Origin of the sequence: Luteococcus sp. H101, from assembly GCF_038433155.1 — a bacterium.
Lineage (GTDB): Bacteria > Actinomycetota > Actinomycetes > Propionibacteriales > Propionibacteriaceae > Luteococcus.
Genome location: NZ_JBCDMW010000012.1, coordinates 1 through 20,974, shown reverse-complemented (window position 1 = coordinate 20,974; position 20,974 = coordinate 1). Strand labels below are relative to the sequence as shown.

Below are 20,974 nucleotides of genomic sequence, written 5' to 3'. Positions count from 1 at the left end.
GGGATCTTGCCGTCGGCCGCTACCTTTGGGGGCATGAAGGCATGGCCCGCACCCCAGATTCCGCAGTCCGACGTCGAGACCCCGGACGCCCCCCAGCGCCTGCAGGTGCACGACACCGCCCGCTCCCGGCTGGTGCCGGCCGGCCCCGCCGAGGGCACCGCGCGGCTCTACGTCTGCGGCATCACCCCCTATGACGCCACCCATCTGGGCCACGCCAACACCTACGTCGCCTTCGACCTGCTGAACCGCGTCTGGCGGGACCTGGGGCTGGCGGTGCAGTACGCGCAGAATGTCACCGACGTCGACGACCCGCTGCTGGAGCGGGCCGAGGCCACCGGGCAGGACTGGACCGAACTGGCCGAGGACCAGACCCAGCTCTTCCGCACCGACATGGAGGCGCTGCGGGTGATCCCGCCCGACGACTACATCGGCGCCGTCGAGTCCATCCCCGAGGTGGTCCGGCTGCTGGAGTCCATGAAGGACAGCGGCACCCTCTACCAGGTTGAGGATCCCGAGCACCCCGACTGGTACTTCCGGTGCGATCTGGCCCCCGGCTTCGGTCAGGTGGGCCGGCTGGGCGCCGACCAGATGGTGGCCAGGTTCACCGAGATGGGCGGAGACCCGCAGCGCCCCGGCAAGCAGCACCCGCTGGACTGTCTGGTCTGGCGGATGGAGCGCCCCGGCGAGCCCGCCTGGGACTCCTCGCTGGGACGCGGCCGGCCCGGTTGGCACATCGAGTGCACCGCGATCGCGCTGCAGCACCTGGGCGCGCACTTCGACGTCCAGGGCGGCGGCTCGGACCTGGCCTTCCCGCACCACGAGATGTGCGCCGCCGAGGGCACCGTCGCCACCGGCCAGCCCTTTGCCGAGGTCTACCTGCACTCCGGCATGGTGGCGCTCGACGGGGAGAAGATGAGCAAGTCCAAGGGCAATCTGGAGCTGGTCAGCCGGCTGCGCCAGCAGGGCCATGACCCGATGGCCATCCGGCTGGCGCTCCTGGGTCACCACTTCCGCAGCGACTGGGAGTGGACCGCCGCGGACCTGGCCGCGGCCGAAGAGCGGCTGGACCAGTGGCGCCGCGCCGTCGCGCTGTCGGCCGCGGTGGGCGTCGTCGACACCATCCAGGCGGCGCGCACGGCGCTGCGCACAAACCTGGACGCCCCGGCTGCCCTGCGGGAGATCGACGCCTGGGCCTCCCAGAGCCTGGCTGCTGGCCCTGACGGCCTGGATCCCCAGGCTCCCGCCCAGCTGGCCACCTTCGTCGACGCCGTGCTGGGCGTCGCCCTGACCTGACCCGGACAACCCCCGCCGCCACGGGCGTGTCCGCGGCGCAGGCACCGTGCGGGCAGCCCCAGCGCACCCGGATAGGGTGTGCATCGTGAGCAAGTCATTCGAGGAACTCTTCGCCCAGCTGACCGAGACCGCCCAGACCCGGCCGGCGGGCTCGGGCACCGTCAAGCGGCTGGATGCCGGTGTGCATGAGATCGGCAAGAAGATCGTCGAGGAGGCCGCGGAGGTCTGGATGGCCTCCGAGTTCCAGTCCCGGGAGGAGGCGGCCGAGGAGATGAGCCAACTGCTCTACCACGTGCAGGTGATGATGCTGGCTCTCGGCCTGGAGCTGGACGACCTCTACCGCTATCTCTGACCAACCCACCCCATCGGCAAGACCAAGGAGACACGTCCATGTCGCAGGAGCAGCTGCTCAAGATCGCGGTGCCCAACAAGGGGGCGCTGAGCGAGTCGGCCGCCCAGATGCTGCGCGAGGCCGGCTACCGGCAGCGCACCGACTCCAAGGAACTGGTCCTGGTGGACGAGGACAACCACGTCGAGTTCTACTACCTGCGCCCGCGCGACATCGCGGTCTATGTGGGGGAGGGCACCCTGGACATCGGGATCACCGGCCGGGACATGCTGCTGGACTCCGGCGCCGATGCCGACGAGGTGATGGCCCTGGGCTTCGGCCGCTCCCGCTTCCGCTTCGCCGCGCCCGGCGGCGCCGCGATGACCCTGGAGTCGCTGGCCGGCAAGCGCGTCGCCACCTCCTACCCGGGCCTGCTGCAGGGCTACCTGGCCGAGCGCGGCATCGAGGCCCGGATGATCAAGCTGGACGGGGCGGTGGAGTCCGCCATCCGGCTGGGCGTGGCCGATGCCATCGCCGACGTGGTGGAGACCGGCACCACCCTGCGCAAGGCCGGGCTGGAGCTGTTCGGCGAGGTGATCTGCCACTCCGAGGGGATCCTGATCCAGCGTCGCGGCGAGGTGCCCACCGCCCTGCTGGACCTGCTGAAGCGACGCCTGTCCGGTGTGCTGGTGGCCCGCAACTACGTGATGGTGGACTACGACGTCGCCCAGGAGAACCTGGACCGCGCCACCGCCATCACTCCCGGGCTGGAGGGGCCGACGGTCTCCAGCCTGGCCAAGGACGGCTGGTTCGCGGTGCGCGCCATGGTGCCCCGCAAGGATGCGCAGAAGATGATGGATGAGCTGTGGGCCGCCGGGGCGCGGGCCATCCTGCTCACCGACATCGCTGCGTGTCGGCTGTGAGCCGGCAGCCGGGCCGCGTGGAGTTCCGTTCCCGCCCGGCCCTGATGATGGGCGCCGTGATGTCCACGGTGCTGGTGCTGTTCTCCTTCGGCCTGTGGTTCGCGCTCGGTCCGCAGCTGCGCAGCCTGTTCACCCTGCCCCAGGTGCTCACCCTGCTGTTCTTCCTGGCCGTGATGGTCGGGATGATGATGTCGGTGGGGTTGAGCACCATCGTCGTCGCCGACGAAGGGCTGACGGTCCGCAATGCCGTGTGGACCCGCCGCTTCGCGTGGTCGGAGGTGCTGGGGGCGCACATGGGCGACGGCGACCCGTGGGCCTACATCCGGCTGGCCCCCACCGCGGAGCACCCGGAGGGGCGCACCCAGCTGGCGCTGGCCATCCAGCGTTCCGAGGGTCCGGTGGCCGACCAGCGGATCGCCCAGCTGCAGGAGCTGATCGACAGCCATCGGGGCTGACCACACGCGGACTCACCGGCCCGGTTGGTGCGCGCCACGTCGGCCGGTCGGAGCTGGTGCGCCGGCGGGGTGTGCCAGCATGGTGTCATGCCCTCCATGAATGTGCTGGTGATTGCCGCCACCGTCGTCCTGTGCCTGTTGACCCTGTTCTGGACCTGGACCCGCTGGTCCATGGGCCACGGCGCCCGGGTGCTGCTGCGTGGCCTGGGGGTGGTGTTGATGCTGGTGGGGCTCTACCTGAGCGGCCTGATGGGGTTGGCCGGCAATGGTGCCCGCTCCATCTATGACTGGGCGCAGCGCACCGTGATGAGCAATCCGATGATCATCGGCTTCTCGTTGATCGGCGTCGGGCTGCTGTTCTGGCTGATCGGCACCATCCTGCGGCCCCGCACCAAGGAGCAGCTGAAGGCGGCCCGGATGTCCCGACGTGGCCAGGCCCCCGGGCAGCGCCACGAGCCGATGATTTCCGCCCGTCAGGCCGCCGGCACGCAGCCCGCCGGCACGCAGCCCGCGGCCAAGCAGTCCGCGCCCGTGGTGGATGACGACGACGAGGTCAACGCCATCCTCAACAAGCACGGCATCCAGTGAGCGATTCGCACGGCGTCGCCCACGGCCAGCGGCTGGCCCAGCCCAATCCCGCCTTCCAGGGCGACCATGGCGAGCCGGATCCGCAGGTGCGGCAGGCCATCGCCGCCGCCACCGACCAGCTGGGCTACCTGCGCGCCATCGTGCGGTTGTGCACCTCCCGCCTGCTGATGCCGATCGTGGCCAGCGGCGACGAGTCGATGGCCGGCCCGGACCCCGAGCGCCATGCGGAGATGGCCGCCGTCACCGTGGCCAGCGCGACGGGGGAGCGGGCGCTGATCGCCTTCACCGGGATCGACTCGCTGACCGGTTGGCGCGCCGACGCGCGGCCGGTGCCCTGCACCCTGGATGACCTGGCCGCCACCGTCGGTGAGACCGGCGCCAGTCACCTGCTGCTGGACCCGGCCGGTCCAGTGCCCTTCGAGCTGGGGCCGGAGCTGGTGGCCGAGCTGGCACAGGGGCACCGACTGGTGGAGGTGGAGCCGGGTCAGTTCGGTTGGATGTTCCTGGCCGACGAGTCCTGAACACCCGTCGTCGCCCGGGCCAGCCACCGCCGGTCGTGCCCAACCGTCGTCGGCAGAGCCCGTCGAGGCCCGATTTCGTGCTGCCGGGGGGCTTGGGATATCATCATCGGGATTGGTCGCGCTCGTCGTCGGCCACACAAGTGGAGGCCTGACCTCCCACCCGGCCGGGTCCAGCTCGGCGGGTCGGTACCCACCGTCGCCGGTGTTGCGTGTTCGACGCGCGATGCTTCGGCCGACGGGTGTCAGGCTTCCGCTGCTGCGGGAGCCTTTTTCGTTTCCTGTGGGGTGTGGCGGTCCCGGGTGGCCGATCATCCAGATTTCAAACCTTGGAGGACGCAATCAGCAACGAACCTCGCATCAACGAGCGGATCCGTGTACCGGAAGTCCGTCTGGTCGGGCCTGCCGGTGAACAGGTGGGCATCGTGAAGATCGACCAGGCGCTGCAGCTTGCTCGGGAACACGACCTGGACCTGGTTGAGGTGGCTCCGCAGGCTCGGCCGCCGGTGGCCAAGCTCATGGACTACGGCAAGTTCAAGTACGAGAACGCCCAGAAGGCCCGCGAGTCGCGTCGTAACCAGACCAACACGGTCATCAAGGAAATGAAGCTTCGTCCCAAGATCGACGAGCATGACTACGAGACCAAGAAGGGTCACGTCGTCCGCTTCCTCAAGGCCGGTGACAAGGTGAAGATCACCATCATGTTCCGCGGCCGGGAGCAGTCCCGCCCGGAGCTGGGCTTCAACCTGCTCAAGCGGCTGGCCGACGACGTCACCGAGTTCGGCTTCATCGAGTCGGCGCCCAAGCAGGACGGGCGCAACATGTTGATGGTGCTGGGCCCGACGAAGAAGAAGACCGAGGCCCGGGTCGAGGAGAAGGTCGAGCGGGACCGTCGGATGGCGGAGCGGGCCGCGGCCCAGGAGGCCGAGCGCCAGGCGGAGGCCGAGTTGCGTGCCCAGCACGTGCCGTCGGCCACCAAGAAGAAGCGCGGCCCCGCCGACAACATGGATCCTGACATCGATCTGTGACAGACCACGGGTCTCCTTCGCTGGGGAGGCCCACCCCAGAGCCGGGCAACCGGTTCACCCGTCGCAGCAGCCTGCGACGGGCCACCTGAAGAATGAAATGGAGCGGCAACCATGCCGAAGATGAAGACGCACTCCGGTGCCAAGAAGCGCGTGAAGGTCACGGGCAGCGGCAAGCTCTCGCACCGTCAGGCCGGCAAGCGCCACCTGAACGAGCACAAGGCCACCACCCGCACCCGTCGCCTGTCCGGCGACAAGATGCTGGAGGGCGCCGACGCCAAGAAGATGCGCAAGCTGCTCGGCAAGATGAAGGGCCGCTGACCGCAGCGCTTCGGCATCATCGCTGGCTCGTCCAGTACCCGCCGGGATCCCCGGACCACCGCCGCAGGCACGCGGCACCACGCACTTCGGCCCGCACGAGCAGCCTCGTGACCGGCCGGCACAACCACAAGGAGTAAGACATGGCACGCGTCAAGCGTTCTGTGAATGCGCAGAAGAAGCGCCGCGAAATCCTCGAGCAGGCCTCGGGCTACCGCGGCCAGCGTTCGCGCCTGTACCGCAAGGCCAAGGAGCAGGTCCTCCACTCGATGACCTACTCCTACAACGACCGTCGCAAGAAGAAGGGCGACTTCCGTCAGCTGTGGATCCAGCGGATCAATGCCGCTGCCCGCGCCGAGGGCATGACCTACAACCGCTTCATCAACGGCCTGAAGAATGCCGGCGTCGAGGTGGATCGCAAGATGATGGCCGAGCTGGCCGTCAGCGACCCGAAGGCCTTCGCCGCCCTGGTTGAGATTGCCAAGGCCAACCAGCCCGAGCAGGCCGCTGCCTGATCCAGGCTGAACCGCCGGGGCCCGCGTACGTTAGGGTTTCGGCATGACTTTCGACGAGCCGAGCGTGCTACCCCTGATCTCCAGGGGCCAGCAGCGCTCGGCTCGGCGGCTTCTGGCCCGCCGGGAGCGCGACGAGCAGGGGCTCTTCCTGGCCGAGGGCGCCCAGGCGGTGCGGGAGGCGCTGCGCCGCCCGGAACTGGTGGAGGCGGTGATCGTCGACGACCAGCACGCCCACGCCGAACTGCTGGCGATGGCCGATCCGCAGCTGTGCTGGCGGGCCCATCCCGACGACATGGTGCAGCTCAGCGACACCGTCACCCCGCAGGGCGTGGTGGCAATCTGCCGGCAGGACCTGTCCCACCTGGACGAGATCACCGCCCCCAAACTGGTGGTGGTCTGCGCCCAGGTGCGGGACCCGGGCAATGCCGGCACCGTGATCCGGTGCGCCGACGCCTTCGGGGCCGACGCCGTGGTCTTCACCAAGGGATCGGTGGAGGTCTTCAACCCCAAGACGGTGCGGGCCACCGTGGGCAGCATCTTCCACCTGCCGATCGTGGTGGGGGTGGAGATCGGCGACGCCGTGACCTGGCTGCACCAGCAGGGGATGCAGGTCTTCGCCGCCGACGGCGGGGGAGCCCACCTGGACGAGCTGACCGGCGAGCTGGCCCGGCCCACCGCCTGGATCATGGGCAATGAGGCCTGGGGCCTGCCCGAACGGGAGCGCTCCCTGGCGGACAAGGTGGTCGGGGTGCCGATGTGGGGCCAGGCGGAGAGCCTGAACCTGTCCACCGCCGCCGCGGTCTGCCTCTATGCGACCGCGAGCGCCCAGCGTCGGGTGGGCTGATATTCTCGGCCGCATGGTGGGACGTCGATTTCTGAGCCCCCGGCCGGGTGACGGCTGTGGGGAGGCTCGTCGGCGTCTGGACGCCAGCTGATTCCGCAGGTCCTTGGTCGGGGGTGAACCCCGCACGCCAACCCCCGGGCAGGCATGCCCGAAAACCAGGAGAAGAGGAGCCCATGAGCGGGCCGAACACGAACTATGACCCCGTCCAGGTGACGCCGCTGAAGGCCGAGCAGGTGGAGCAGATGGTCGCCGAGGCGCTCGCCGCCATCGAGGCAGCCGGCACCACCGCCGAGCTGAAGCAGGCCCGGATCGAGCACAATGGCGATCGTTCGCCGATCGCCCTGGCCAACCGGGAGATCGGCGCGCTGCCGCCGCAGGCCCGCAAGGAGGCCGGCGCCCGGGTCGGCAGGGCTCGCGGCCAGATCAACCAGGCGATCGCCGCCAAGGAGAAGGTGCTGGCCGCCGCGGAGCTGGAGGCGCAGCTGGCGGCCGAGACCGTCGACATGACCCTGCCGGTGGCGGCCCATCCGCAGGGCGCGCTGCACCCGGTGACCGCGTTGATGGAGAAGATGGCCGACGTCTTCGTCTCCATGGGCTGGGAGGTGGTCGACGGGCCCGAGGCCGAGGCCGAGTGGTACAACTTCGACGCCCTGAACCTGCACCCCGAACACCCCGCCCGTGCACTGCAGGACACCCTGTGGATCGACCCGGTCGAGAACGGCGCCCTGTTGCGCACCGCCACCAGCCCGGTGCAGATCCGCACCCTGCTGGAGCGTGAGCTGCCGGTCTACGTGGTCAGCCCCGGCAAGGTCTTCCGGGCCGACGAGTACGACGCCACCCATCTGCCGGTCTTCCACCAGATCGAGGGACTGTGCGTGGACAAGGGCATTTCCATGGCCCACCTCAAGGGCACGCTGGACCACTTCGCCCAGGCGATGTTCGGCGACGACATCCGCACCCGGATGCGCCCGCACTACTTCCCCTTCACCGAGCCCAGCGCCGAGGTGGACGTCGAGTGCTTCGTCTGCCGGGGGGAGAGCGTCGGCAACCCGTCGCGCCCCTGCCGCACCTGCCGCAGCGAGGGCTGGATCGAGTGGGGCGGCTGCGGCGTGGTCAACCCGCGAGTGCTGACCGCCTGCGGGATCGACACCGAGGTCTACTCCGGCTTCGCCTTCGGGATGGGCGTCGACCGCTCCGTGATGACCCGCAATTCCGCCCCCGACCTGCGCGACTTCGTCGAGGGCGACATCCGTTTCAGCCGTTCGCTTCTGGGAGGAGCACGATGAAGGCCCCGATTTCCTGGCTGCGCGAGCTGGTCAGCCTGCCCGAGAACCTGACCACCGCCGAGCTGGCCGCCGCCTTCACCCGCGCCGGGCTGAACGTCGAGCGGATCGAGACCATCGGCGGCGAGGTCAGTGGTCCCGTCGTCGTGGGCCGGGTGCTCAGCCTGAATCCCGAGCCGCAGAAGAACGGCAAGACCATCAACTGGTGCCGGGTGGACGTCGGCGACGAGCACAACGAGCCCGAGACCACTGCCGAGGACGGCAGCACCATCCCCGCCGGCCGCGGGATCGTCTGCGGGGCGCACAACTTCGTTGTGGGTGACCTCGTCGTGGTGGCGCTGCCCGGGGCGGTGCTGCCCGGCGACTTCGCGATCGCGGCCCGCAAGACCTATGGCCACGTCTCCGACGGGATGATCTGCGCCGCCGACGAACTCGGCGTGGGGGAGGACCACTCCGGGATCATCGTGCTGCCCACCCAGATCGACGGCCAGCCGCTGGCCCCCGGCATGGCGGCCATGCCGCTGCTGGGCGGTGGTGACGAGGTGCTGGAGCTGGACATCACCCCGGACATCGGCTACTGCCTGAGCCTGCGCGGCCTGGCCCGGGAGGCCGCCCAGGCCACCGGCGTCGCCTTCACCGACCCCTATGGCGCGCCGCGCCCGGCCGAGGTGGCCGACGGCCAGCCGGTGCGGATCGAGAGCCCGAACTGCAGCAGCTTCGTGGCGCTCACCGTCACCGGGGTGGACCCCCAGGCGCCCAGCCCGGACTGGATGAAGCAGCGGCTGGAACGCAGCGGGATGCGCAGCATCTCCCTGCCCGTCGACGTCACCAACTACGTGATGCTGGAATCCGGGCAGCCGCTGCACGCCTACGACGCAGACCGGCTGACCGGCGAGATCGTGGTCCGGCAGGCCAACCCGGGGGAGAAGCTGGTCACCCTGGACGACGCCACCCGCACGCTGGTGGCCGACGACCTGCTGATCACCGACGGCTCGGGGCCAATCGGCCTGGCCGGGGTGATGGGCGGCCAGAGCACCGAGGTTGGCGAGCAGACCAGCAACATCGTGCTGGAGGCCGCCCACTTCGACCCGCTGGCGATCGGCCGCACCCACCGTCGGCACAAGCTGCCCAGTGAGGCCTCCCGGCGCTTCGAGCGCGGGGTGGACCCGGCCGTGGGGTACGCCGCCGCCCGTCGGGCCGCGGAGTTGCTGGTGGAGTTCGGCGGCGGGACGCTGCAGGACGCCCAAACCGTGGTGGGCCAGGTGCCCGCCATGCCCGGCCAGCGCATCGCCGCCGACCTGCCGGCCCGGATCCTGGGCACCCACGTCTCCCCGCAGCAGGTCACCGAGATCCTCACCGCCTCCGGGGTGCAGGTCAGCGCCGCCGGCGAGTCCCTGGACCTGGTACCGCCCACCTGGCGGCCGGACCTGGCCGACCCCTATGACTACGTCGAGGAGGTGGGCCGCAAGATCGGCCTGGACACCATCCAAGGGATCGTGCCCACCGCCCCGATCGGCCGTGGCCTGTCCCCGGCCCAGCAGGGGCGACGGGCCGTGCTGCGCGCCATTGCGCAGCTGGGCTTCGTCGAGCTGATCAGCCTGCCCTTCGTCTCCGAGCAGGAGATCGCCCGGATCGCGCCGGAGGCCGACGATCCCCGCCGGGACCTGGTCAAGCTGGCCAACCCGCTGGACGACACCCACGGCCACCTGCGCTCCAGCCTGCTGCCGGGGCTCTTCCAGGCCGTGAGCCGCAACACCTCCCGCAGCCAGGATGACCTGGCGCTGTTCGAGGTGGGGCGGGTCTTCCTGCAGGGCAGCCCGACGCCGGCCCCGCGGCCCAGCGTCGAGGACCGGCCCAGCGACTCCGACGTGGCGGCGCTGCAGGCCGCGCTTCCGCAGCAGCCGTCGATGGTGGGCGGCGCGGTCACCGGCAACTGGCTTCCGGCCGGTTGGCAGGGTTCGGCGGTGAAGGCCGACTGGACCCATGTGGTAGCGCTGGCCGAGGCCGCCGCCGCGACCCTCGGGGTGCGGATCACCCGTCGCAATGCGGCGGTCAGCCCGTGGCACCCCGGCCGGTGCGCCGAGCTGCTGGTGGACGGCGAGGTCTTCGGCTGCGCCGGGGAGCTGCACCCGCAGGTGGTCAAGGACTTCGGCCTGCCCGAGCGGACCTGTGCGGTGGAGTTCGACCTGGACGCACTGCTGGCCGCCGCCCCTGGCGCCGGGCAGATCAGCCCGTTGTCCAGCTTCCCGCTGGCCAAGGAGGACGTCGCCCTGGTGGTCGACGAATCCGTGGCCGCCGAGGAACTGCGGCTGGCCCTGGTGGAGGGTGCCGGTGAGCTGTTGGAGAGCTGCCAGCTCTTCGACATCTACCGTGGCCCGCAGATCGGCGACGGCAAGAAGTCGCTGGCCTACGCCCTGCACTTCCGCGGCGCCGACAAGACGCTGAAGGACACCGAGAGCGCCGCCGCCCGCGATGCCGCGGTGCAGCTGGCCGGCGAGCGCTTCGGGGCCGTCCAGCGCGCCTGATCCACCGACTCGCAGCGGCCTGGCCTCCGCTCGTTGCCGGTGACCACGGCGGCCGATCGTGTCGAGGCCCCTGCGCCAACGGCCCCGATCTCCAACCGGAGATCGGGGCCGTTGCGTGGTCGATGGAACTACACGTTGGGTGCCAGCTCGGTGCCTGCGCCGCGACGGCGGATCGGCACCTGGGTGCTTTCCAGCCGCTCGGCGGGGGACTCCTGACCCTCCACCACGAAGCCGGCGTCGGCGATCATCCGCAGGTCGTCCTGACCGGCCTGGCCCTCGCTGGTCAGGTAGTCACCCAGGAAGATCGAGTTCACCAGCTCCAGCGCCGTGGTCTGCAGGCTGCGCAGGTGCTGCTCCCGGCCGGCAGCGGCCCGCACCTCGGTGTCCGGGTGCACCAGCCGCACCATCGCCAGGATCCGCAGGCACTCCAGCGGCTGCAGGGTCTTCTGGCCCTCCATCGGGGTGCCGTCGAAGGGCAGCAGGAAGTTAACCGGCACCGAGTCCACGCCCAGCTCGCGGAGCGCGAAGATGGCCTCCACCAGCTGCTCCTTGCTCTCACCCATGCCCGCGATCAGCCCGGAGCAGGGGGACAGGCCCGCGCCTTTGACCTTCTCGATGTTGTCGGTGCGGTCCTGGTAGGTGTGGGTGGAGCAGATGTCGGCGTAGTGGCTCTCCGCGGTGTTCACATTGTGGTTGTAGGCGTCGGCCCCGGCCGCGCGCAGCTTCTTGGCCTGCTCGTCGGTGACGAAGCCCAGGCAGGCACAGACCTCCACCTCCGGGTGGGCGGCCTTGATCCCCTCGATCATGCCGGCCACCTTGTCCGTCTCCCGGTTCGACGGGCCGGTGCCCGAGGCCACCATGCAGACCCGCTTCACGCCGCTGGCCAGGCCTGCCTCCACCACGTCGTGCACCTGCTCGTCCTTGAGCCAGGTGTACTTGAGGATGTCGGCCTCACCGCCCAGCCGCTGGGAACAGTAGCCGCAGTCCTCGGCGCACCGGCCGGACTTCAGGTTGACCAGGTAGTTCAGCTTCACCCGGTTGCCGAAGAACTTGCGACGCACCCGGGAGGCGGCCGCCACCAGCGCAAAGATCTCCTCGTCGGCGCAGGTCAGCACCTCCAGCGCCTGCTCGCGGCTGATCGATTCGCCGGTCAGGGCGGTGCGTGTCATAGAGTCGAGATCCACGATTCCTCCAGGGGTCGTGCCGGCATCAACGGCGGTGTTGAACGGTGTTCAAGTGACGGTGTCACGTTAGCGTGTGCTCGGTCCTGGTGAAAGTGGGGTCTCATGAGTCTGGCTCGCGACGAGGTGATCGCGGCCGCCGTCGGCATCCTCGACGAGTACGGGCTGGCGGATCTCTCCATGCGACGGCTGGCCGACGCGCTGGGGGTCAAGGCCGGGGCGCTGTACTGGCACGTCGCCAACAAACAGACCTTGCTGGCCGCCGTCGCGGACCGGGTGCTGGCCGAGCTGCCCACTCCCCAGCCCGACGCCGAGCCGCGGGCGGCCCTGGTGGCGTGGGCCCATGACCTGCGACGGGTGCTGCTGGGCCACCGGGACTCCGCGGACCTGGTGGCCACCGCTCTGGCCAGCGGGTTGTGTGAGCGGGACCCGTTGACCGGGATCGTCGTCCTGCTGGCCCGCCGGGAATCCGGCGACACCGCGGCCTGGGGTGCCCGGGCCCTGCTCCACCTGGTGCTGGGCCACGTGGCCGAGGAGCAGAACATCGCGCTGTTCGCCCAACTCGGCAAGCTGGATGCGCCGACGGTGGACCAGGACGCTGCCTTCGCCCACGCCGTCGGGGCGCTGGTGGACGGGCTGTTGCCCTCGGCTGCCTGACTCCCGCCTCCAAGGTCGGTCTCGGAATCCGACGGAATAGTTATTCCGTCTGTGGCATAGTTATGCCTATGACGTTCACAGTGGCAGTCGCCGGGTGCACCGGCTACGCCGGGGGAGAGGTCCTGCGCCTCCTGCTCGGCCATCCCCAGATCACCATCGGAAACCTCACCGCCGGCTCCAGCGCCGGCTCGCGCCTGGGCGAACACCAGCCGCACCTGGTGCCGCTGGCCGATCGCGAGGTGCTGCCCACCACCGCGGGGAACCTCGCCGGGCACGACGTCGTCTTCCTCGCCCTGCCACACGGCACCTCCGGCCCGGTGGCCGAGCAGATCGCCGCGCAGCCCGGCGGCGGGGATGTGCTGGTCATTGACTGTGGGGCCGACTTCCGGCTGGAATCGGCCGACCAGTGGGTCAAGTACTACAAGTCCGAGCACGCGGGCACCTGGCCCTATGGCCTGCCCGAGATGCCCGGCCAGCGGGAGCTGCTCAAGGCCACCAAGCGGATCGCGGTGCCCGGCTGCTACCCGACCACCACCACCTTGACCCTGCTGCCGGCGCTGACCCACGGCCTGGTGGACGGTCACGACGTCGTGGTGGCCGCGGCCTCCGGTTCGTCCGGGGCGGGCAAGGCCCCCAAGCCCAACCTGTTGGGCGCCGAGCTGTTCGGCTCCGCCAGCGCCTACGGCGTCGGGGGAGTGCACCGGCACGTCCCCGAGCTGCTGCAGAACTTCGCCAAGCTGGGCGGGAGCAATCCCAGCGTCAGCTTCACCCCGCTGCTGGTGCCGATGGCGCGGGGGATCCTGGCCGTCGTCACCGCGCCGGTGAAGCCCGGTGTCACCGCCGACGACATCCACGCCGCCTACGTCGACGCCTATGCCGACGAGCCCTTCGTGCACGTCCTGCCAGCGGGGCAGTGGCCGCAGAGCCAGCACATCGTCGGCAGCAATGCGGTGCACGTGAACGTCACCCTGGATGCCGATGCCGGCCGGCTGGTGGCCGTCGGCACCCTGGACAACCTGTGCAAGGGCACCGCCGGCGGCGCCATCCAGTCCATGAACATCGCCCTCGGCCTGGACGAGGCCACCGGGCTCAGCACGATCGGAGTTGCCCCGTGACCAGCAAGTCGCAGTTCAGCATGGATGACTTCACTCCGGACCGCTCGGGCAGCGTCACCACCCCCAAGGGCTTCACCGCCGCCGGGCTGGCCGCCGGCATCAAGGAGTCCGGCAAGCCGGACCTGGCGCTGGTGGTCAACAACGGCCCGCTGCAGGATGCGGCCGCGGTCTTCACCTCCAACCGGATCTTCGCCGCCCCGGTCCAGTGGTCCCGGGATGTCACCTCCGACGGCGTCCTGAAGGCCGTGGTGCTCAACTCCGGCGGTGCCAATGCCTGCACCGGCAAGGAGGGCCTGGCCGATTCGGTGAAGACCGCGGTTCGGGTGGCCGCCGGGCTGGACTGTGTGGTCACCGATGTCGCGGTCTGCTCCACCGGCCTGATCGGGGTCCGGTTGCCGATGGGCCAGCTCCTGTCCGGCGTGGACCAGGCCGTCGCCCGGCTGTCCGCCCAGGGTGGCCCCGATGCCGCCGCGGCCATCATGACCACCGACACGGTGCGCAAGATGGCCAGCTACACCAGCCCCGACGGGTGGTCCATCGGCGGGATGGCCAAGGGTGCGGGCATGCTGGCGCCCGCCCTGGCCACCATGCTGGTGGTGCTCACCACGGACGCCGACGTCAAGCCGCTGGCCCTGGACAAGGCGCTGAGGCAGGCCACCAGCGTCTCCTTCGACCGGGTGGATTCCGACGGCTGCCAGTCCACCAATGACAGCGTCGTCCTGATGTCGTCGGGCGCCAGCGGCTTCGCGCCCCTTCCCGACGAGTTCACCACCGCCCTGAGCGCCGTCTGTCTGGACCTGGCGATGCAACTACTGGCCGACGCCGAGGGCTCGGCGCACGACATTGCGATCACCGTGAAGAATGCCGCCACCGAGGCCGACGCGCTGGAGGTGGCCCGCTCGATTGCCCGCAACAACCTGTTCAAGTGCGCCATCTTTGGCAATGACCCCAACTGGGGCCGGGTGCTGGCCGCGGCCGGCACCACTGGCGCCGCCTTCGAGGTGGAGAACCTGGACGTCTGGTTCAACGGGGTGCAGGTCTACCGGCAGGGCGGCATCGGCGAGGACCGCAGCCTGGTGGACCTGTCCGGCCGTCAGGTCGACGTCGTGGTGAACCTCAACCACGGCAAGCAGCAGGCCACCGTCTGGACCAATGACCTCACCTATGACTACGTCAAGGAGAACGCGGAGTATTCGTCATGACCCACAAGCGCGCGGTGGACACCGAGGCCCTGGTCAGCAAGGCCAGCACCCTGATCGAGGCACTGCCCTGGCTGGCGCAGTATGCCGGCAAGGTGGTGGTGATCAAGTACGGCGGCAATGCCATGATCAACGAGGAGCTGAAGCACGCCTTCGCCGAGGACATCGTCTTCCTGCGGCGTTGCGGAGTACGTCCAGTCGTGGTGCATGGTGGCGGCCCGCAGATCAGCTCCATGCTCAAACGGCTCAACATCACCAGCGAGTTCAAGGGCGGCCTGCGGGTCACCACCCCCGAGGCCATGGATGTGGTCCGGATGGTGCTGGTGGGCCAGGTGGGGCGCGAACTGGTGGGCATGATCAACCAGCACGGGCCCTTCGCGGTCGGCATGTCCGGCGAGGACGGCGGCCTGTTCACCGCCAAGCGCAAGGGCACGGTGATCGACGGTGAGGATGTTGATCTTGGTCTGGTGGGTGACGTCGCCAGCGTCAACCCCGCCGCGGTGCAGGACCTGATCGACGCCGGGCGGATTCCCGTGGTCGCCACCGTCGCCCCGGACAGGACCGGGGCCGTTCACAACGTGAACGCCGACACCGCCGCCTCCGCCCTGGCCGTCGCGCTGGGCGCCGAGCGGCTGGTGATGATGACCGACGTGGCCGGGCTGTACGCCGACTGGCCACACTCCGACGAGGTGATCACCCAGATCACCGCCAGCGAGCTGCACGAGCTGTTGCCCAGCCTGGAATCGGGGATGCGGCCCAAGATGGAGGCCTGCCTGCGCGCCGTGCAGGGCAGGGTGCCGCGGGCCACCGTGATCGACGGCCGGGTGCAGCACTGCCTCCTGCTGGAGATCTTCACCGACGACGGCATCGGGACGATGGTGATGGCCGACCCGGCAAGGATGGACCACTCCAAGCCCAAGCAGAAGAAGGAAGCCAAGTGAGCCAGATCGTTCCCACCACCGCCCAGAACCAGCTCACCCAGGCCGACCTCACCGGGCGCTACGGCCAGGTCATGATGAACACCTTCGGCGCGCCCAAGCGGGTCTTCGTCCGCGGCGAGGGCGTGCACGTCTGGGATGCCGACGGCACCAAGTACCTGGACCTGCTCAGCGGGCTCGCCGTCAACGCCCTGGGCCACGCCCACCCGGCGGTGCTGAGCGCCATCACCAGCCAGTTGTCCAGCCTGGGGCATGTCTCCAACTTCTTCGCCACCCCGGCGCAGATCGCGCTGGGCGAGAAGCTGGTGGCCATCGCCACCGCCAATGCACCCCAGACCCCGGCCCGGGTCTTCTTCACCAATTCCGGCACCGAGGCCAACGAGGCCGCCCTCAAGACCACCCGGCTCACGGGCCGGACCAAGATCATCGCGATGGACGGTGCCTTCCACGGCCGCACCATGGGGGCCCTGGCCATCACCGCCAATCCCAAGTACCGCGAGCCCTTCGAGCCGCTGCCCGGTGAGGTTGTCTTCGTCCCCTACGGCGACGCCGAGGCGCTGCGGGCCGCCGTCGACGACACCGTGGCGGCCGTGGTGGTCGAGCCGGTGCAGGGGGAGAACGGCGTCGTCCCGGCCCCCGACGGCTATCTGGCCCTGGCCCGGGAGCTGACCACCGCCCACGGCGCGCTGCTCTGGCTGGACGAGGTGCAGACCGGGATGGGCCGCTGCGGCGAGTGGCTGGCCAGCGCCTCCAGCGGCGTCACCGCGGACCTGGTCACCCTGGCCAAGGGGCTGGGCAATGGCTTCCCGATCGGCGCCTGCATCGCCACCGGCCGCGCCGCCGACCTGCTCACCCCTGGCAGTCACGGCACCACCTTCGGCGGCAATCCCGTCGCCGCGATCGCCGGCCTGGCCGTGATCGGCGTGCTGGAACGCGATGACCTGCTGGTCCACGCCCGCCGGATGGGGGAACACCTGAAGAGCTCGGTCGAGGCGCTGGGGCACCCGGCCATCCGGGAGGTCCGCGGCGCCGGGCTGCTGCGCGGGATCGTGCTGGCCGACGACCGTGCCGCCGCGGTCAGCGACGCGATGCTGGACGCCGGCTTCATCATCAATGCCCCCCGGCCCGGGGTGTTGCGGGTGGCGCCGCCGCTGATCGTGACCGCCGACCAGCTCGACGCCTTCGTCGCCGCCCTGCCGGCCGCGCTGGACGCCCATGCTCCCGGCGGAGGGGCCGAGCGATGACCACACGCGCCAGCCGACAGGCCCGGATCCTCGCCCTGGTGGAGTCCCGCGAGGTCTCCAGCCAGAGCGAGTTGGCCGAGCTGCTGGCCGACGAGGGGATCAGCGTGAGCCAGGGCACCCTGAGCAAGGACCTGCTGGAGATCGGCGCGGTGCGGATCCGTGGCCCCAAGGGCAACCTGGTCTACGCCGCGCCCGGGGCGGACACAGCTCCCGACGCCAGCGGTCTGGAGGCCCGCCTCGCGCGGCTCAGCCAGGAGGTGCTGCTGGGCGCCGATGCCTCGGCCAACATGGTGGTGCTGCGCACCCCACCCGGTGCCGCGCAGTACTACGCGTCGGCCATCGACAAGGTGGCCTGGAGCTCGATCCTGGGCACCATCGCCGGGGACGACACCGTGCTGCTGGTGACCCGAGACCCCAAGGGCGGGGAGAAGCTGGCCGCGCGGTTCATGAGTATGGGCGGGGGCTCCGGCGCCCAGCCCTGAGATGACTGGGACGGCCTGACCCCGAGCACCACCCAACCGCGGTCCCCGAGCAACACCCCACCACGGTCCCCGAGCAACACCCCACCACGGTCCCCGAGCTTGTCGAGGGGCCCTCGTCTACCATCAGAAGCCAACACCGCAAGCACAGGAGAAGCCGTGAACAGCAAGGAAGAGGGCCACGCCGAGGGCATGCTGTGGGGAGGCCGGTTTGCCGGCGGCCCCGCCGAGGCGATGTTTGCCCTGAGCAAGTCCACCCAGTTCGACTGGCGGCTGGCCCGGCACGACCTGGCCGGGTCGGTGGCGCATGCGCATGCGCTGCACCGCGCCGGTCTGCTGACCGACGACGAGCACCGGGACCTGGTGGCCGGGCTGGCCACGCTGGACCAGCGGGTGGCCAGCGGGCACTTCCTGCCGGCCGCCGGCGACGAGGATGTGCACGGCGCCCTGGAGCGCGGTCTGGTGGAGGTGGTGGGTCCCGAGCTGGGTGGCCGGCTGCGCGCCGGGCGTTCGCGCAATGACCAGATCGCCACCCTGGTCCGCAGCTACCTGCGCGAGGAGCTGCGGGTGGTCGCCGCCGAGGTCGGCGACGTGGTGCGGGCGCTGCACGGCCAGGCCAGCAAGCACCTGGGTGACCCGATGCCGGGCCGCACCCACCTGCAGTCCGCCCAGCCGCTGCTGCTCAGCCACCACCTGCTGGCGCACGCCTGGCCGCTGCTGCGTGACATCCAGCGGATCACCGACCTGGATCGTCGGCTCGCGGTCTCGCCCTATGGGTCGGCGGCGCTGGCCGGCACCTCGCTGGGGCTGGACCCGCAGGCCGTCGCCCAGGACCTGGGCTTCACCGGTTCGGTGCCCAATTCCATCGACGGCACCGCCGCCCGGGACCTCGTCGCCGAGGCCGCCTATGTGCTGGCGCAGATCGGCGTCGACCTCTCCCGTGTGAGCGAAGAGGTGATCCTGTGGTCCACGGTGGAGTTCGGCTTCGCCACCCTGGACGACGCCTGGTCCACCGGCTCGTCGATCATGCCGCAGAAGAAGAATCCCGACGTCGCCGAGCTGGCCCGAGGCAAGGCCGGCCGGCTGATCGGCAACCTGAGCGGGCTGATGGCCACACTCAAGGGCCTGCCGCTGGCCTACAACCGGGACCTGCAGGAAGACAAGGAGCCGATCTTCGACGGCCTGGACCAGCTGCACATGCTGCTGCCCGCGATGGCCGGGATGATCGCCACCCTGGTCTTCCGGACCGAGCGGATGGCCGAGCGTGCCCCGCAGGGCTTCAGCCTGGCCACCGACGTGGCCGACTGGCTGGTCCGCCAGCGGGTGCCCTTCGCCCAGGCCCATGACATCTCCGGCAAGGCGGTGCAGTACTGCGAGGCCAAGGGGATCGAGCTGTTCGACCTGACCGCCGAGGACCTGCCCGGCATCGACGAGCGCCTCACCCCCGAGGTCCTGGAGGTCCTGTCCGTCGCGGGCTCCATCAATGCCCGCGACGGCCGGGGTGGCACGGCCGCCAGCCAGGTCCAGACCCAGCTGGCGGAATGCACCACCGTGCTGGACGGCCTGCTGGCCGAACTCGACGGGTGGAGCCCCGTCCGCGCCAGCTGAAACCCATTCGAGACAGCATTCACCCGTCCACTAGGCTGGCCGGGTGAATGCTGTCCTGGAGGAACTCAAATGGCGGGGGCTGGTCTACCAGTCCACAGACGAGGCCGCGCTGGCCGCACACCTGGATGACGGCCCCGTCACCGGTTATGTGGGCTTCGACCCGTCGGCCCCCAGCATCCACTTCGGCAACCTGGTGCAGCTGATGGTCTGGCGCCACCTGCAGGCAGCCGGGCACAAGCCACTGCTGCTGGTGGGCGGCGCCACCGGACTGATCGGTGACCCGCGGATGTCCAGCGAGCGCAACCTCAACCCCCGTGAGGTGGTGGAGGAGTGGGTGGAGCGGATCCGGGCTCAGGTCACCAAGTTCGTCGACTTCGACGGCTCCAATGGGGCCGAGCTGGTGAACAACTACGACTGGACCAAGAACCTGTCGACGCTGGACTTCCTGCGCGACGTGGGCAAGCACTTCAGCATCAACCGGATGCTGGCCCGCGACGTGGTGGCCACCCGGCTGGAATCCGGGATCAGCTACACCGAGTTCAGCTACATCCTGCTGCAGTCGCTGGACTACCGGGAGCTCTACCGCACCAAGAACTGCACCCTGCAGACCGGTGCCTCGGACCAGTGGGGCAACATCTCGTCGGGTGTGGAGCTGATCAGGCGCAGTGAGGGCGGCAAGGTGCATGGCCTGTGCACCCCGCTGCTGACCAAGGCCGACGGCACCAAGTTCGGCAAGACCGAGACGGGGACCGTCTGGCTGGATCCCACGATGACCTCCCCCTACGCCTTCCACCAGTTCTTCCTGAATGCGGAGGATGCCAAGGTGGTGGACTACCTCAAGGTCTTCAGCCCGCGCAGCCACGACGAGATCGACCAGCTGGACCATCTCACCCAGACCGAGCCGCATCGACGGGCCGCACAGAAGGCCCTGGCCGACGACGTCACGGACCTGGTGCACTCCGTGGCCGAGCGGGAGGCCGCGGTGGCCGCCGCCCAGGCGCTGTTCGGCCGGGGGGAGCTGGGCGAACTGCCGGCGGCCACCCTGGCGGCCGTGATGGCGGAGGTGGGGGTCACCGCCGTGGAGGGGCGGGAGCTGCCCACCGTCGTGGATGCCCTGACCACTGCCGGGGTGGTGGCCTCCAAGGGGGCGGCCCGACGGGCCGTGGCCGAGGGCGGCGCCTACCTGAACAACCAGAAGGTGACCGATCCGGAACAGCGACTGACCGAGGCCGACCTGTTGGACGGCCGGTTTGCGCTGCTGCGGCGCGGCAAGAAGACCCTCGGGGCGCTGGAGTTTGGCCACTGAGCGGTCCCGAACCCGGTTGACAAGGCGAATCGCGCTGTGGTGCATGTCACTGCAGCGCGATTTGCGTTGTCTTTGGCGGCTGACTAATCTAGTCCAAGCTTCGTCGGTGCGACGGACGGATCGGCCCTCAGGGTCGGCCCGGACAGCCCGGCAGGCCACTCCACTCCAACGATGCTCCGGCAAGAAGTGTGTCTGCATGTCAGACCGCGGATGTCGGGTTCTCGTGGACGCCGAGTGTGGGACTCTGCCCCGTTTGACGGGATGCGGACGACCCAATAAAGTAGTCCGAGTCGCCACAGCGGCAACAAGTTCTACTGCAGGAACCGTGTGAGCTGAAAATACTCTCGTGGAGACTGCAAAATCCAGCAGAACCGGATTTGACTCCGGGGATGCGGATGAATAGAGTAGGACGAGTCGCTGAAAGCGACTGGAGGGTTCCGAGAGGAACGCTCCAGCCGGCAGGAATCACGGAGTTGAACTCTTGGATGAAAGTCGGTAAGGTTGGTCGAGTTGCCCCAAGCGAGCGTCGTGGGATGTGAGCGCGGGTCGTGCCCGAAACTTGAGAACTCAACAGCGTGTCTAAGGTCAATGCCTAAATTTACCCGTGGCCATTGATTGGATCCCTTTTGTGG

At 69.7% G+C, this 20,974-nt stretch carries 21 protein-coding genes; 20 read left to right on the top strand and 1 reads right to left on the bottom strand.

Annotated elements, in window-relative coordinates; translation table 11 throughout:
• Window positions 1–33 precede the first annotated feature (33 nt).
• The 12 genes from mshC to pheT all read left to right on the top strand — a co-directional run bounded on the left by mshC (window position 34) and on the right by pheT (window position 10,615).
• Window positions 34–1,293, top strand: coding sequence for a cysteine--1-D-myo-inosityl 2-amino-2-deoxy-alpha-D-glucopyranoside ligase (gene mshC, locus AAEX60_RS04260; RefSeq protein ID WP_342101443.1), 1,260 nt, complete (start codon window positions 34–36; stop codon window positions 1,291–1,293).
• A gap of 85 nt (window positions 1,294–1,378) precedes the next feature.
• Window positions 1,379–1,645, top strand: coding sequence for a phosphoribosyl-ATP diphosphatase (locus tag AAEX60_RS04255; RefSeq protein WP_342101442.1), 267 nt, complete (start codon window positions 1,379–1,381; stop codon window positions 1,643–1,645).
• Between the two features lie 38 nt (window positions 1,646–1,683).
• The gene (hisG, locus tag AAEX60_RS04250; protein WP_342101441.1) at window positions 1,684–2,544 is read left to right on the top strand and encodes an ATP phosphoribosyltransferase; all 861 of its coding nucleotides are present in this window, start codon (window positions 1,684–1,686) and stop codon (window positions 2,542–2,544) included.
• Window positions 2,541–2,999: a PH domain-containing protein gene (locus tag AAEX60_RS04245; protein ID WP_342101440.1), complete on the top strand. Its 459-nt coding sequence runs from the start codon at window positions 2,541–2,543 to the stop codon at window positions 2,997–2,999. Before hisG ends, AAEX60_RS04245 begins: the two co-directional genes overlap by 4 nt.
• An 87-nt stretch (window positions 3,000–3,086) precedes the next feature.
• Window positions 3,087–3,587 carry a hypothetical protein gene (locus AAEX60_RS04240; protein WP_342101438.1) on the top strand — a complete coding sequence of 167 codons (501 nt, stop codon included), beginning with the start codon at window positions 3,087–3,089 and terminating at the stop codon, window positions 3,585–3,587.
• A complete protein-coding gene (locus tag AAEX60_RS04235; protein WP_342101436.1) occupies window positions 3,584–4,108 on the top strand; it encodes an SseB family protein in 525 nt (174 codons plus the stop codon). The genes AAEX60_RS04240 and AAEX60_RS04235 overlap by 4 nt, the downstream gene beginning before the upstream one ends.
• 287 nt (window positions 4,109–4,395) lie before the next feature.
• Window positions 4,396–5,133 (top strand): translation initiation factor IF-3, encoded by a 738-nt coding sequence (gene infC, locus AAEX60_RS04230; RefSeq protein WP_446721257.1) that lies wholly within the window; start codon window positions 4,396–4,398, stop codon window positions 5,131–5,133.
• Between the two features lie 111 nt (window positions 5,134–5,244).
• Window positions 5,245–5,451, top strand: a complete 207-nt coding sequence (gene rpmI / locus AAEX60_RS04225; RefSeq protein WP_342101432.1) for a 50S ribosomal protein L35 — start codon at window positions 5,245–5,247, stop codon at window positions 5,449–5,451.
• A gap of 140 nt (window positions 5,452–5,591) precedes the next feature.
• Complete coding sequence (gene rplT, locus AAEX60_RS04220) at window positions 5,592–5,963, top strand: 50S ribosomal protein L20 (protein ID WP_342101430.1); 372 nt, start codon at window positions 5,592–5,594, stop codon at window positions 5,961–5,963.
• Window positions 5,964–6,006: 43 nt separating this feature from the next.
• On the top strand, window positions 6,007–6,807 hold the full coding sequence (locus AAEX60_RS04215; protein ID WP_342101428.1) for a TrmH family RNA methyltransferase: 801 nt from the start codon (window positions 6,007–6,009) through the stop codon (window positions 6,805–6,807).
• A 173-nt stretch (window positions 6,808–6,980) separates the two neighbouring features.
• On the top strand, window positions 6,981–8,093 hold the full coding sequence (gene pheS / locus AAEX60_RS04210; RefSeq protein ID WP_342101427.1) for a phenylalanine--tRNA ligase subunit alpha: 1,113 nt from the start codon (window positions 6,981–6,983) through the stop codon (window positions 8,091–8,093).
• Window positions 8,090–10,615: a phenylalanine--tRNA ligase subunit beta gene (pheT, locus tag AAEX60_RS04205; RefSeq protein ID WP_342101426.1), complete on the top strand. Its 2,526-nt coding sequence runs from the start codon at window positions 8,090–8,092 to the stop codon at window positions 10,613–10,615. Before pheS ends, pheT begins: the two co-directional genes overlap by 4 nt.
• Before the next feature lie 128 nt (window positions 10,616–10,743).
• Here pheT and bioB read toward each other — a convergent pair whose 3' ends face one another.
• Window positions 10,744–11,784 carry a biotin synthase BioB gene (gene bioB, locus AAEX60_RS04200; protein ID WP_342101425.1) on the bottom strand — a complete coding sequence of 347 codons (1,041 nt, stop codon included), beginning with the start codon at window positions 11,782–11,784 and terminating at the stop codon, window positions 10,744–10,746.
• 117 nt (window positions 11,785–11,901) lie between these two features.
• Between bioB and AAEX60_RS04195 the strand changes: the two genes are divergently transcribed.
• The 8 genes from AAEX60_RS04195 (at window position 11,902) to tyrS (ending at window position 20,342) form a co-directional block, all read left to right on the top strand.
• Window positions 11,902–12,453, top strand: a complete 552-nt coding sequence (locus AAEX60_RS04195; RefSeq protein WP_342101424.1) for a TetR family transcriptional regulator — start codon at window positions 11,902–11,904, stop codon at window positions 12,451–12,453.
• A 68-nt stretch (window positions 12,454–12,521) separates the two neighbouring features.
• Window positions 12,522–13,568: an N-acetyl-gamma-glutamyl-phosphate reductase gene (gene argC, locus AAEX60_RS04190; RefSeq protein ID WP_342101423.1), complete on the top strand. Its 1,047-nt coding sequence runs from the start codon at window positions 12,522–12,524 to the stop codon at window positions 13,566–13,568.
• A 20-nt stretch (window positions 13,569–13,588) separates the two neighbouring features.
• Window positions 13,589–14,770, top strand: a complete 1,182-nt coding sequence (gene argJ / locus AAEX60_RS04185) for a bifunctional glutamate N-acetyltransferase/amino-acid acetyltransferase ArgJ (RefSeq protein ID WP_342101472.1) — start codon at window positions 13,589–13,591, stop codon at window positions 14,768–14,770.
• Window positions 14,767–15,708: an acetylglutamate kinase gene (argB, locus tag AAEX60_RS04180; RefSeq protein WP_342101422.1), complete on the top strand. Its 942-nt coding sequence runs from the start codon at window positions 14,767–14,769 to the stop codon at window positions 15,706–15,708. Before argJ ends, argB begins: the two co-directional genes overlap by 4 nt.
• Window positions 15,705–16,949 (top strand): acetylornithine transaminase, encoded by a 1,245-nt coding sequence (locus AAEX60_RS04175; protein ID WP_446721256.1) that lies wholly within the window; start codon window positions 15,705–15,707, stop codon window positions 16,947–16,949. Before argB ends, AAEX60_RS04175 begins: the two co-directional genes overlap by 4 nt.
• A complete protein-coding gene (locus AAEX60_RS04170; RefSeq protein WP_342101421.1) occupies window positions 16,946–17,431 on the top strand; it encodes an arginine repressor in 486 nt (161 codons plus the stop codon). Before AAEX60_RS04175 ends, AAEX60_RS04170 begins: the two co-directional genes overlap by 4 nt.
• 189 nt (window positions 17,432–17,620) lie before the next feature.
• Window positions 17,621–19,036 (top strand): argininosuccinate lyase, encoded by a 1,416-nt coding sequence (argH, locus tag AAEX60_RS04165; protein WP_342101470.1) that lies wholly within the window; start codon window positions 17,621–17,623, stop codon window positions 19,034–19,036.
• A 43-nt stretch (window positions 19,037–19,079) separates the two neighbouring features.
• Entirely contained in the window at window positions 19,080–20,342 is a 1,263-nt protein-coding gene (tyrS, locus tag AAEX60_RS04160; RefSeq protein ID WP_342101420.1) for a tyrosine--tRNA ligase, read from the top strand.
• Window positions 20,343–20,974 lie beyond the last annotated feature (632 nt).

What these genes read in the sequence shown, in the direction of transcription:
- argC (WP_342101423.1), top strand. Translation starts at nt 12,522, where the DNA reads ATGACGTTCACAGTGGCAGTCGCCGGGTGCACCGGCTACGCCGGGGGA.
- pheT (WP_342101426.1), top strand. Translation starts at nt 8,090, where the DNA reads ATGAAGGCCCCGATTTCCTGGCTGCGCGAGCTGGTCAGCCTGCCCGAG.
- rpmI (WP_342101432.1), top strand. Translation starts at nt 5,245, where the DNA reads ATGCCGAAGATGAAGACGCACTCCGGTGCCAAGAAGCGCGTGAAGGTC.
- AAEX60_RS04215 (WP_342101428.1), top strand. Translation starts at nt 6,007, where the DNA reads ATGACTTTCGACGAGCCGAGCGTGCTACCCCTGATCTCCAGGGGCCAG.
- AAEX60_RS04195 (WP_342101424.1), top strand. Translation starts at nt 11,902, where the DNA reads ATGAGTCTGGCTCGCGACGAGGTGATCGCGGCCGCCGTCGGCATCCTC.
- bioB (WP_342101425.1), bottom strand. Translation starts at nt 11,784, where the DNA reads ATGACACGCACCGCCCTGACCGGCGAATCGATCAGCCGCGAGCAGGCG.
- mshC (WP_342101443.1), top strand. Translation starts at nt 34, where the DNA reads ATGAAGGCATGGCCCGCACCCCAGATTCCGCAGTCCGACGTCGAGACC.
- argH (WP_342101470.1), top strand. Translation starts at nt 17,621, where the DNA reads ATGCTGTGGGGAGGCCGGTTTGCCGGCGGCCCCGCCGAGGCGATGTTT.
- rplT (WP_342101430.1), top strand. Translation starts at nt 5,592, where the DNA reads ATGGCACGCGTCAAGCGTTCTGTGAATGCGCAGAAGAAGCGCCGCGAA.
- argJ (WP_342101472.1), top strand. Translation starts at nt 13,589, where the DNA reads ATGGATGACTTCACTCCGGACCGCTCGGGCAGCGTCACCACCCCCAAG.
- argB (WP_342101422.1), top strand. Translation starts at nt 14,767, where the DNA reads ATGACCCACAAGCGCGCGGTGGACACCGAGGCCCTGGTCAGCAAGGCC.
- AAEX60_RS04240 (WP_342101438.1), top strand. Translation starts at nt 3,087, where the DNA reads ATGCCCTCCATGAATGTGCTGGTGATTGCCGCCACCGTCGTCCTGTGC.
- pheS (WP_342101427.1), top strand. Translation starts at nt 6,981, where the DNA reads ATGAGCGGGCCGAACACGAACTATGACCCCGTCCAGGTGACGCCGCTG.
- AAEX60_RS04170 (WP_342101421.1), top strand. Translation starts at nt 16,946, where the DNA reads ATGACCACACGCGCCAGCCGACAGGCCCGGATCCTCGCCCTGGTGGAG.
- hisG (WP_342101441.1), top strand. Translation starts at nt 1,684, where the DNA reads ATGTCGCAGGAGCAGCTGCTCAAGATCGCGGTGCCCAACAAGGGGGCG.